This is a genomic window from Symbiopectobacterium sp. (genome assembly GCF_051710365.1).
GTDB lineage: Bacteria > Pseudomonadota > Gammaproteobacteria > Enterobacterales > Enterobacteriaceae > Symbiopectobacterium.
On record NZ_JBPETA010000110.1, the window covers coordinates 1 to 10696 of the forward strand.

Consider the following 10696-nt stretch of genomic DNA (forward strand, 5'->3'; position numbering starts at 1 on the left):
GAAAACTTCTTTGCCCGACTGAAGCAGTATCGCGCTATTGCCACTCGTTACGACAAGACCGCTATTAACTTTCTGGGCGCTATCCATCTGGCAGCTTCCATCGTCTGGCTTATTTGATGACAGGCCCAGTGTCATCGGAAAAATGAAAGAACGATTAATAACGTTATCGGGAACGTTTGCATTTTTGGTTTTTCTGAAGGGACTGTCAAGAGCGATTTGCTGTAAAGATTTTTGTCTAATGATAGTGTGTTTTCATTTTATGTGATTAAAATCAATTATTTGTTTGTTTTTATCTCGTTCGGAAAACCGTGTGTAACGCCTGGGATGATGTGATAAATGTGATCTGGCTCAACCGTAGAGGCACGGATGCGCCAGCGTTATCGGTTAATAGTGTGGCGGTGGCGTTTCTTCGGACTGCGAGGCGAGAAGAGAAGGGGACGTTGCTTTTAATTTTTCCACCAACAGGCACAGGTGTTCACGAATTTTCGCCATTTCCAATTCATGCTGGACCACCGTTTGGTTCAACTCATCAATGGTGAGCTCCTGAAAAGCCAGCTTGCTTTCAAGCATTTCAATACGTTGCTCGAGTTGCGTATGGGGCATTACGATTCCTCTGTATTTTGTCGTATCTAGCCGAATATTCGGAACCTCCGGACATCGACGAGGTCGGAAAATGGGCCTATGAATAATTCAGGGAATTTTATCAAAGGATTGTTGTGTGTGTCGTTGTGTTGTCTCGATACCCACAGTTATAGTAGTCGCGCATTTACGATTAATGTTTCTGGAGCCTGTCGTTCCAGACCGGGAGATGATAGATGAGATCACTATTTAAAGTAACGCTGTTAGCGACGACGATGGCACTGACGCTGAATGCTGACCTGGTAATGGCAGCAGATGCGGCCCCAGCGGCAAAATTCAAGAGCGATGAGGATGCCGCCGCTTATGCGCTGGGTGCTTCCTTGGGGCGTTACATGGATAACTCCATGAAAGAGCAAGAAAAACTGGGCATTACCTTAAATAAAGACCAGTTGATTGCTGGCGTTCAGGACGCGTTCGCTGACAAGAGCAAGCTGAGCGACGAAGAGATTGGGAAGACCCTGCAAGGTTTCGAAACGCGCGTGAAAACCGCAGCAGAAGCGAAAATGAAGCAGGATGCTAAAGAAAGCGCTGAAAAAGGCACTAAATTCCGTGATGCATTTGCCAAAGAAAAAGGCGTGAAGAAAACGGAATCTGGCCTGCTGTATCAGGTAGAGAAAGAGGGTACGGGTGCAGCGCCGAAAGAGAGCGATACCGTAGTGGTTAACTACAAAGGTACGCTGGTTGACGGTAGCGAGTTTGATAACTCTTACAAACGTGGCGAACCGCTCTCCTTCCGTCTTGACGGTGTTATCCCTGGTTGGACTGAAGGGCTGAAGCAGGTTAAAAAAGGCGGGAAAATCAAACTGGTTATTCCGCCAGAGTTAGCTTACGGCGAAAATGGCGTTCCGGGTATTCCGGCGAACTCTACGCTGGTGTTTGAAGTGGAACTGCTGGATATCAAGGCCGACGCTGATGCCAAACCGGCCGCTAAAGCAGAAAAACCTGCTGCCAAGAAAAGCGCTAAATAACTCGCGCTAGCGTTGTAGCAGATTCAGCCGTGGGGTAACCCACGGCTTTTTTTATGGTATGGCGTCACGTCAGGAAAGCAGCGGCGGGAAGGTGACCTCCACCAGCGTGCCATTGCCCTCACGCAGGTTGCTGAGCGTCAATGCGCCATGGTGCAGTTGCGCCACGCGGGTGACAATACTCAACCCTAGCCCGATGCCGCCGTAGCGCGTGTCCATGCGGACAAACGCCTTACTCAATTCGCCGACTTTGCTTTCATCAATGCCAGGCCTTTGGTCACGCACCTGCAAGGTGATTTCCGGGTCGGCGGTAAGCCGGACGGTGATAGTGCTCTCTGGGGGACTGTAACGGTGAGCGTTTTCGATCAAATTACGCAGCAGCAGTTGCAGTAACGTGGCATCGCCCTGTATCGCCACCTCTTCCTCGCTGATTTGCCAGTCGATGCGCTGGTTGCGCTGACTGGCCATCTCTTCCACCGCATCCTGTATGGGGACAATCACATCCTGAGCCAGCGAAACCTGTTGGTAGTGGCCGGAGGAAAACGCCACGGCGGCGCGCGCCAACTGAAGCAGTTGTTCAACGGTTTGTGTCATGGTATCGATGCGTGCAATCAGTGGTTGGAAATCGATCCCGTGACGTTGCTGCTGGAGTTCCAGGTGTAGTCGTATTCCTGCCAGCGGGGTCCGTAGTTCGTGCGCGACGTCAGCGGTAAATTGGCGCTCTCGTTCCAGCGTTTCATTCAGGCGCACGAAAAGTTGGTTCATGGAGCGTGTCACGGCGGCGATCTCTTCCACCTGCTGATAATCAGCGATAGGTTCCAGATTTTCCGCACTGCGGTTGCCTAATTCCGCTGCGAGGCGCGACAGTGGCCGCGTAATCCAGTTCACGGCCTGAATAGAAAGAAACAGGGAAGCCAGCACCATTACCAGACTGGGTATGCTGAGTGAGGCGATAGATTCGCGTATTTCCTTGGCGATATGCTCGTTGCGCGCGTGTTCACTCAGCGTTTTGTCCACCAGAAACTTGCTCTGTTCCTTACTTTCATGCCATAGCCAGGCGACGCTGATGAGCTGACACGTCAACAAAATACATCCCAGCGCGATGATAAGCCGCCAGCGCATGCTGGCCGCAGGGGGAGAAATCGAGCTGAAAATGCGTTTCATGCGTCATCCTCGGTAGTGAACAGGTAGCCGAAGCCGCGCAAGGTACGGATGCGCGCTTTGCCGATTTTCTGTCGTAAATGATGGACGTGAACTTCAAGTAAGTTTGAGGCGGGATCGTCATTCCAACTGTAAATATCCTGATGCAGCAGTTCGCGGTGAACGGGCTGCCCGGCTTTCAATACCAGCCTTGCGAGAATCGCAAACTCTTTGGGAGTCAGAATAACCGATTCTTGCTTCAGGCTCACCTGCTGAGTCGTGAGATCAAGGCAAAGATCGCCCACCACAACCAGATTGTCGCTTGCGCCTTGGTGGCGGCGGATCAGGGCTCTGACCCGTGCCAGCAACTCCGTCAGCGCAAACGGCTTAACCAGGTAGTCATCGGCTCCGGAATCCAGCCCGCTGACGCGATCGTCGATGGTATCGCGGGCGGTCAGGATCAACACCGGCATATGCTGGTGCTGTTTGCGCCAGCGTGCCAGCAGTTGCAAGCCATCGCCATCCGGTAGCCCGAGATCCAGAACCACCAGACTGTATGGCGCACTGTTTAACAGTGCATCCGCCTGTTTGGCTCCGCCCGCGCAGTCGCAGGCGTACCCTTCCTGGCTGAGTGCCAGTAACAATCCTTCTTGCAGTAAGGCATCATCTTCTACAATCAACAATCTCATGCAGTGCGATCCCGACATCCCTTGAGGATATCCCATTCAGGCTGATATTCGTTGGTAGTAACATTAAGCATTCCCAGTATGGTGTGAAACAGATTGTCTTGCGAATAACTTTGTGTTTGCGCGCGTTGTCGCAAACATGTCTCTTGCACGGCAAATTGTTGCTGGTAGTCATGCGACAACCACATCAACATCGGGATATGCGTTTGTTGTGAAGGGGCGACGGCATAGGGCATGCTGTGTAAATAAACACCGTCTTCCCCCAATGATCCTCCATGGTCGGAGAGATAAACCAATGCGGTGTTGAACTTATCCTGATGGTGTTTCAGCAGCTCTATAGCGTTGTTTAACGTGTTATCCAAATAAAGTAGCGTGTTGTCATAGGTGTTGGTTAGCGCATCTCGGGAACAGTTCTGAATCTGGTTGGTGTCACAGGTCGGTGTGAAGTGTTTGAACGCTTCAGGATAACGTCTGTAATAGGCGGGCCCGTGGCTGCCAATCATGTGCAGCACAATAATGGCGTCGCTGTTCAGTTGATTGATATGGTCTTCCACGCCGGTAAACAGCGCTTCATCGTAGCATTCTCCGCCGCTGCATAAGCCCGGTGCTGCAATGCTGGGAATATCTTTGTTGGGAACCCGATTGCAGACGCCCTTGCATCCGCCGTCATTTTCCTGCCACAGCACATTGATGCCGGCGCGTTGAACAATATCCAGCAGCCCTTCCTGATGGCTGGCCAGTGCGGCATCGTATTGCGTGCGTGGCATGTTAGAGAACATGCAGGGCACCGAAACGCCGGTTGAAGTGCCACACGACTGGGTATGGGGAAAAAAGTAGATCACGTTGGCCTTTTTCAACTGCGGGTTAGTCTCTTTGCCGTATCCCCCCAGAGAGAAGTTTTCCGCGCGGGCGGTTTCTCCTACCACCAAAATGATCAGGTTTTTCTTACCATTAGCATTGGCAGGATGGGGGCCTTGATGTGCATCCAGGCCGATTTGCACTAACGGCTGGTTAGCCAGCGCCCGATGCTTAACGTAGGAAAGATTGGCGGCGATCACGTTGCTGGGGGTAATAGATTTCACCAACTCCTTGTTATTTCGCATTAATGACGCGTAATCTTTGTAAAATAGCGCTGCGACGAGCAATATTGTCAGCAGTGACAGTGCGATAATCAAAAAGCGCTGACCGATACTGATCGCGGTTAATGCCGTCGGTTTTATTTTTACCCACAACGCGAACCCGGCAGGCAAGACCCCGACGAGCAATACCCAGAGAGCCAGTTGCGGCGTAAACAGATCGACAGATTCCGACACGTTGGTTTCCATCACATTCTGTATCATGGTGCGATCGATAATAATGCTGTAGTTCAGCATGAAATATTGCACTGAAGCGCCCGCGATCAGCAGCGCAGCAATCGCACATTGACGCAGATAGGGAATGGCGAACAGGGTAAAGACGATATTCAGTACGGCGAAGATCACCAACGGCATGCTCAGGAAAAAAGGCAGCGTTGTACGCTGGCTGAAATCCAGCAGGTGCAGCGTTTGACTATAGTAGGCAACGTTTTGCACCAGCGTGATAAAGGCGGAGAAAAACAGCACGTAGCCGATGCTTGTCCACTCTGGGCGCGAAAGGGTAAAACGAATTTTCATGGCTATCTCAATGAATAAAGACAAAATGAGTGATAGCGCGTGACGGTAAGATATTAAAATTAAGCCAACCTTAAGACGGCGTTCAGATGTCGTGTAAAAGGGGGGTAGAACCGTGAAATGCGGGGACGGGAGAAGGGACATTTGGTAGACTTAGTGTCCTGTCGATGGTGAGTGCCTAAACGTTTAAGGCAATTAAATAGATGATGTCGAGGATGGTGTTAGCCATGTCAAATTCGCTTGTGTCTGGCGAATCAAATGAAATTGATTTGCTTGAGGAACGGCCGTTTAACCCGACGGACCATGAGATCCTGAAATCTTACGAGGCGGTGGTAGACGGTCTGGCGATGCTGATCGGTGAACACTGTGAAATCGTGTTGCACGCGCTAGAAGATCTTAAATGCTCTGCGGTGCGCATTGCCAACGGCGAACACACCGGGCGTAAAATCGGTTCGCCGATTACCGATCTGGCGTTGCGTATGCTGCATGATATGGCGGGAGAAGACAGTAGCGTATCCAAAGCGTACTTCACTCGAGCCAAAAGCGGTGTGCTGATGAAATCGGTCACTATCGCCATTCGTAACCGCGAGCAGCGTGTGATCGGCCTGCTGTGTATCAACATGAACCTTGATGTGCCTTTTTCCCAGATTGTGCAGACATTTATTCCGCCGGAAACCCATGAAGTGGCCTCCTCGGTGAACTTTGCTTCCTCCGTGGACGATCTTGTTGCGCAGACGCTTGAGTTCTCTATTGAAGAGGTGAACGCGGATCGCAACGTTTCTAACAATGCCAAGAACCGGCAAATTGTGCTGAACCTCTATGAAAAGGGTATTTTCGATATCAAGGACGCGATCAATCAGGTGGCGGATCGCCTGAATATTTCCAAGCACACCGTTTACCTCTACATTCGCCAGTTTAAAAACGGTGATTTCAGCGGGCACGACCGCTAATGTTGCGTTATTGCCTCTTGGTGACAGGCCCGGCATACGGTACGCAGCAGGCGAGTAGCGCGCTGCTGTTTGCCCGGGCGTTGATTGCACAAGGGCACAGCCTGGAAAGCGTGTTTTTTTATCGGGAAGGGGTGCTGAACGCCAGTCAACTGACGTCCCCTGCCAATGACGAGTTCGATTTGACGCGTGCGTGGCAGCAGTTGGGGGCAATGCACCAGGTGGCGCTGAATGTTTGCGTGGCCGCCGCACTGCGTCGCGGCATCACGGACGGTGGACAGGCAAGGCTGCTCGAACTGTCGGCCTCTAATCTGCAACCGGGTTTTTCACTGAGCGGGTTAGGTGAACTGGCTCAGTCCGTGTTGACGTGCGATCGCGTCGTACAGTTTTAAGGAGCGATAATGAAACGCATCGCTTTTTTGTTTACCCATGCTCCGCACGGCGACGCGTCAGGGCGAGAAGGGCTAGATGCCTTATTGGCCACCTCCGCGTTGAGCGATGATATCGGCGTGTTTTTTATCGGTGACGGTGTGCTACAGCTGTTGCCCGGCCAGCAACCTGACATCATTCTGATGCGTAACTACATTGCCACGTTTGGCGTGTTACCGCTGTACGATATCGAGCGCTGCTATCTGTGTGCGGCGTCAGCCGATCAGCGCGGCCTGAAGGCGGATACGGCATGGGTGATTGACGTTGAACGGCTCGCGCCGGATGCCCTGCGTGCAACGCTTGCCGACTATGACACTGTCCTTACGTTTTAATTTGAGAGTGTTACGCTTATGCAGTCTGTGACCCCACCTCTGAAAACGCGCTTGCACACGCTTTCCCGTTCGCCCTATCACACCGATATCGACGCTATGTTGCGTTGCGTGTTGCCACAGGATGCGCTGCTGCTGCTGCAAGACGGCGTGATTGCCGCATTGGGGCAGGGGAACGTGGTGGCACGCCTGCTGGCATTGGGCATTCCTGTCTACGCGTTGCAGGAAGATGTCAATGCCCGTGGGTTGGCAGAACAAATATCAACCAGTATTCTGCTGGTCGACTATACTGAATTTGTCCGGCTGACCGCCCAACACGCTGTGCAACTGGCGTGGTGATGCTGAAATTTTGACTATTTCTTGACTTCTTCCACTGTCAGCCCTAAAATCCTGCGTCCCCATATTTTACTCTGTAATATATGGGGCGATTTATCACGTGTTTACGAAGCGAAAAAAACCAGGAGTTTTTAATGGCAACAATTAACCAGCTGGTTCGCAAACCGCGCTCTCTGAAGGTTGCAAAAAGCAACGTTCCTGCGCTGGAAGCGTGCCCGCAAAAACGTGGTGTATGTACTCGTGTATATACCACCACTCCGAAAAAACCAAACTCCGCACTGCGTAAAGTATGCCGTGTGCGTTTGACTAACGGTTTTGAAGTGACTTCCTACATCGGTGGTGAAGGTCACAACCTGCAGGAGCACTCCGTGATCCTGATCCGTGGCGGTCGTGTTAAAGACCTCCCGGGTGTGCGTTACCACACCGTACGTGGTGCACTGGACTGTTCTGGTGTTAAAGATCGTAAGCAGAGCCGTTCCAAGTACGGCGTTAAGCGTCCCAAGGCTTAATGGTTCTCCGTTAAGTAAGGCCAAACGTTTTAACTTAAATGTCAAACTAAACTCGTAGAGTTTTGGACAATCCTGAATTAACAACGGAGTATTTCCATGCCACGTCGTCGCGTCATTGGTCAACGTAAAATTCTGCCGGATCCTAAGTTCGGATCTGAATTACTGGCCAAATTTGTAAACATTCTGATGGTAGACGGTAAAAAATCTACCGCAGAAGCAATCGTCTATACCGCGCTGGAAACCCTGGCACAGCGTTCTGGTAAAAACGAACTGGAAGCTTTCGAAGTCGCTCTGGACAACGTTCGTCCGACTGTCGAAGTTAAGTCCCGCCGTGTAGGTGGTTCAACTTACCAGGTTCCAGTTGAAGTCCGTCCGGTCCGTCGTAATGCTTTGGCTATGCGTTGGATCGTTGAAGCTGCTCGTAAACGCGGTGATAAATCGATGGCTTTGCGCCTGGCGAACGAACTTTCTGATGCAGCAGACAACAAAGGTACTGCTGTTAAGAAACGTGAAGACGTTCACCGCATGGCCGAAGCCAACAAGGCGTTCGCTCACTACCGCTGGTAATTCCCGCGGGCTAACTAGGCGGGCGTGCTTTGCGGCCCGCCCGTTTGTGTTAACTGATGAATTGAACGTCCGAAGATATAGAGGAAACAAATGGCTCGTACAACACCCATTGCACGCTACCGTAATATCGGTATCAGTGCACACATCGACGCCGGTAAAACCACCACGACTGAACGTATTCTGTTCTACACAGGTGTAAACCACAAAATCGGTGAAGTTCACGACGGCGCCGCCACGATGGACTGGATGGAGCAGGAGCAAGAGCGTGGGATTACCATTACCTCCGCTGCGACTACTGCGTTCTGGTCTGGTATGGCAAAGCAGTTTGAGCCGCACCGCGTAAACATCATTGACACCCCGGGACACGTTGACTTCACTATCGAAGTAGAACGTTCCATGCGTGTTCTTGATGGTGCAGTCATGGTTTACTGTGCTGTTGGTGGTGTTCAGCCGCAGTCTGAAACCGTATGGCGTCAGGCTAACAAATACAAAGTTCCGCGCATCGCGTTCGTTAACAAAATGGACCGTATGGGCGCGAACTTCCTGAAGGTCGTTGGTCAGATCAAATCCCGTTTGGGCGCGAACCCGGTTCCGCTGCAATTGGCGATTGGTGCTGAAGAAGGTTTCACCGGTGTTGTTGACCTGGTGAAAATGAAAGCGATCAATTGGAACGAAGCCGACCAAGGTGTCACCTTCGAATACGAAGACATCCCTGCTGATATGCTGGAACTGGCTGACGAATGGCACCAGAACCTGATCGAATCCGCTGCGGAAGCTTCCGAAGAGCTGATGGAGAAATACCTGGGCGGTGAAGAACTGACTGAAGAAGAGATCAAAAAAGCTCTGCGTCAGCGCGTTCTGAACAACGAAATCATCCTGGTTACCTGTGGTTCCGCTTTTAAAAACAAAGGCGTACAGGCGATGCTGGATGCGGTAGTTGATTACCTGCCATCTCCGGTCGATGTACCGGCGATCAACGGTATGCTGGATGACGGTAAAGACACGCCGGCTGAGCGTCACGCAAGTGATGATGAGCCGTTCTCTGCGCTGGCATTCAAAATTGCTACCGACCCGTTTGTAGGTAACCTGACGTTCTTCCGTGTGTACTCCGGTGTGGTTAACTCCGGTGATACCGTGCTGAACTCCGTGAAAGCAGCGCGTGAGCGTTTCGGTCGTATCGTTCAGATGCACGCTAACAAACGTGAAGAGATCAAAGAAGTTCGCGCTGGTGACATCGCGGCAGCCATCGGTCTGAAAGACGTGACCACCGGGGATACCCTGTGCGATCCGGATTCTCCGATCATCCTGGAACGTATGGAGTTCCCGGAGCCGGTTATCTCTATCGCCGTTGAGCCGAAAACCAAAGCTGACCAGGAAAAAATGGGTCTGGCTCTGGGCCGTCTGGCGAAAGAAGACCCGTCCTTCCGCGTATGGACTGACGAAGAATCTAACCAGACCATCATCGCCGGTATGGGTGAGCTGCACCTCGACATCATCGTTGACCGTATGAAACGTGAGTTCAACGTTGAAGCGAACGTCGGTAAACCTCAGGTTGCTTACCGTGAAGCGATTCGCGCGAAAGTTACCGATATCGAAGGTAAACACGCCAAGCAGTCTGGTGGTCGTGGTCAGTATGGTCACGTGGTTATCGACCTGTATCCGCTGGAGCCGGGCTCAAATCCGAAAGGCTACGAGTTCATCAACGACATCAAAGGTGGTGTAATTCCTGGTGAATACATCCCTGCCGTTGATAAAGGTATTCAGGAACAGCTGAAAGCGGGCCCGCTGGCGGGTTACCCGGTGGTCGATCTCGGCGTGCGTCTGCACTTCGGTTCTTACCATGACGTTGACTCCTCTGAACTGGCGTTTAAACTGGCTGCGTCTATCGCCTTTAAAGATGGCTTCAAAAAAGCAAAACCTGTTCTGCTTGAGCCGATCATGAAGGTTGAAGTAGAAACGCCGGAAGAGAACACCGGTGAAGTAATCGGTGACCTTAGCCGTCGTCGTGGTATGCTGCGTGGTCAGGAATCTAACGTCACTGGCGTTGTGATTCATGCCGAAGTTCCACTGTCTGAAATGTTCGGATACGCAACTCAACTGCGTTCTCTGACCAAAGGCCGTGCTTCTTACTCCATGGAGTTCCTGAAGTACGATGATGCGCCGAACAACGTTGCTCAGGCCGTTATTGAAGCTCGTGGTAAATAATTACCAAGCCTAATACATTGATCCCATGCCCTCTCCTCAGGGGAGGGTATTTGAGTAAGGAATATAGCCGTGTCTAAAGAAAAATTTGAACGTACAAAACCCCACGTTAACGTCGGTACTATCGGCCACGTTGACCATGGTAAAACCACGCTGACCGCAGCGATCACCACCGTACTGGCTAAAACCTACGGCGGTAGCGCGCGCGCATTCGATCAGATCGATAACGCGCCGGAAGAAAAAGCACGTGGTATCACCATCAACACGTCTCACGTTGAATACGACACCCCGACCCGTC

14 protein-coding genes are annotated in these 10696 nt (G+C 51.6%); 10 read left to right on the top strand and 4 right to left on the bottom strand.

Features of this window, described 5'->3' with window-relative positions; translation table 11 throughout:
- Positions 1–117 (top strand): transposase (locus ACTBDZ_RS11080; protein ID WP_438815360.1); only part of this gene is annotated, 117 nt, incomplete at its 5' end.
- A gap of 267 nt (positions 118–384) precedes the next feature.
- Here the strand turns inward: ACTBDZ_RS11080 and ACTBDZ_RS11085 are convergent.
- A complete protein-coding gene (locus tag ACTBDZ_RS11085) occupies positions 385–603 on the bottom strand; it encodes a protein SlyX (RefSeq protein WP_438815351.1) in 219 nt (72 codons plus the stop codon).
- 212 nt (positions 604–815) lie between these two features.
- Between ACTBDZ_RS11085 and fkpA the strand changes: the two genes are divergently transcribed.
- Positions 816–1607: an FKBP-type peptidyl-prolyl cis-trans isomerase gene (gene fkpA / locus ACTBDZ_RS11090; protein WP_438815352.1), complete on the top strand. Its 792-nt coding sequence runs from the start codon at positions 816–818 to the stop codon at positions 1605–1607.
- A gap of 69 nt (positions 1608–1676) precedes the next feature.
- Here the strand turns inward: fkpA and pmrB are convergent, their stop codons facing one another.
- From pmrB to eptA, 3 genes are read right to left on the bottom strand one after another with little or no spacing between them, the layout of a single operon-like run.
- Positions 1677–2768: a two-component system sensor histidine kinase PmrB gene (gene pmrB / locus ACTBDZ_RS11095; RefSeq protein WP_438815353.1), complete on the bottom strand. Its 1092-nt coding sequence runs from the start codon at positions 2766–2768 to the stop codon at positions 1677–1679.
- A complete protein-coding gene (pmrA, locus tag ACTBDZ_RS11100; RefSeq protein WP_438815354.1) occupies positions 2765–3433 on the bottom strand; it encodes a two-component system response regulator PmrA in 669 nt (222 codons plus the stop codon). The genes pmrB and pmrA overlap by 4 nt, the downstream gene beginning before the upstream one ends.
- Positions 3430–5082, bottom strand: a complete 1653-nt coding sequence (gene eptA / locus ACTBDZ_RS11105; RefSeq protein ID WP_438815355.1) for a phosphoethanolamine transferase EptA — start codon at positions 5080–5082, stop codon at positions 3430–3432. Before eptA ends, pmrA begins: the two co-directional genes overlap by 4 nt.
- Before the next feature lie 224 nt (positions 5083–5306).
- On the opposite strand from eptA, the gene ACTBDZ_RS11110 reads away from it, so the two are divergent.
- From ACTBDZ_RS11110 to ACTBDZ_RS11145, 8 genes are all read left to right on the top strand, one after another.
- Positions 5307–6029: a helix-turn-helix transcriptional regulator gene (locus ACTBDZ_RS11110; protein ID WP_222158745.1), complete on the top strand. Its 723-nt coding sequence runs from the start codon at positions 5307–5309 to the stop codon at positions 6027–6029.
- Complete coding sequence (gene tusD, locus ACTBDZ_RS11115) at positions 6029–6418, top strand: sulfurtransferase complex subunit TusD (RefSeq protein WP_438815356.1); 390 nt, start codon at positions 6029–6031, stop codon at positions 6416–6418. The genes ACTBDZ_RS11110 and tusD overlap by 1 nt, the downstream gene beginning before the upstream one ends.
- A 9-nt stretch (positions 6419–6427) precedes the next feature.
- Positions 6428–6787, top strand: coding sequence for a sulfurtransferase complex subunit TusC (gene tusC / locus ACTBDZ_RS11120; protein ID WP_438815357.1), 360 nt, complete (start codon positions 6428–6430; stop codon positions 6785–6787).
- Positions 6788–6814: 27 nt separating this feature from the next.
- Positions 6815–7123, top strand: coding sequence for a sulfurtransferase complex subunit TusB (gene tusB, locus ACTBDZ_RS11125; RefSeq protein ID WP_438815358.1), 309 nt, complete (start codon positions 6815–6817; stop codon positions 7121–7123).
- A 131-nt stretch (positions 7124–7254) separates the two neighbouring features.
- Positions 7255–7629, top strand: coding sequence for a 30S ribosomal protein S12 (gene rpsL, locus ACTBDZ_RS11130; RefSeq protein ID WP_195315730.1), 375 nt, complete (start codon positions 7255–7257; stop codon positions 7627–7629).
- Positions 7630–7725: 96 nt separating this feature from the next.
- Positions 7726–8196 (top strand): 30S ribosomal protein S7, encoded by a 471-nt coding sequence (gene rpsG, locus ACTBDZ_RS11135; protein ID WP_195315729.1) that lies wholly within the window; start codon positions 7726–7728, stop codon positions 8194–8196.
- A 90-nt stretch (positions 8197–8286) separates the two neighbouring features.
- Entirely contained in the window at positions 8287–10401 is a 2115-nt protein-coding gene (gene fusA, locus ACTBDZ_RS11140; protein WP_438815359.1) for an elongation factor G, read from the top strand.
- A 69-nt stretch (positions 10402–10470) separates the two neighbouring features.
- The coding region (locus ACTBDZ_RS11145; protein ID WP_008502775.1) for a GTP-binding protein at positions 10471–10696 on the top strand (226 nt) is incomplete at its 3' end.

Bases quoted from the DNA above. Each gene is read 5' to 3' on its own strand.
- tusD (WP_438815356.1), top strand. From the start codon at position 6,029: ATGTTGCGTTATTGCCTCTTGGTGACAGGCCCGGCATACGGTACGCAG.
- pmrB (WP_438815353.1), bottom strand. From the start codon at position 2,768: ATGAAACGCATTTTCAGCTCGATTTCTCCCCCTGCGGCCAGCATGCGC.
- fusA (WP_438815359.1), top strand. From the start codon at position 8,287: ATGGCTCGTACAACACCCATTGCACGCTACCGTAATATCGGTATCAGT.
- ACTBDZ_RS11085 (WP_438815351.1), bottom strand. From the start codon at position 603: ATGCCCCATACGCAACTCGAGCAACGTATTGAAATGCTTGAAAGCAAG.
- ACTBDZ_RS11110 (WP_222158745.1), top strand. From the start codon at position 5,307: ATGTCAAATTCGCTTGTGTCTGGCGAATCAAATGAAATTGATTTGCTT.
- eptA (WP_438815355.1), bottom strand. From the start codon at position 5,082: ATGAAAATTCGTTTTACCCTTTCGCGCCCAGAGTGGACAAGCATCGGC.
- fkpA (WP_438815352.1), top strand. From the start codon at position 816: ATGAGATCACTATTTAAAGTAACGCTGTTAGCGACGACGATGGCACTG.
- pmrA (WP_438815354.1), bottom strand. From the start codon at position 3,433: ATGAGATTGTTGATTGTAGAAGATGATGCCTTACTGCAAGAAGGATTG.
- rpsL (WP_195315730.1), top strand. From the start codon at position 7,255: ATGGCAACAATTAACCAGCTGGTTCGCAAACCGCGCTCTCTGAAGGTT.
- rpsG (WP_195315729.1), top strand. From the start codon at position 7,726: ATGCCACGTCGTCGCGTCATTGGTCAACGTAAAATTCTGCCGGATCCT.
- tusC (WP_438815357.1), top strand. From the start codon at position 6,428: ATGAAACGCATCGCTTTTTTGTTTACCCATGCTCCGCACGGCGACGCG.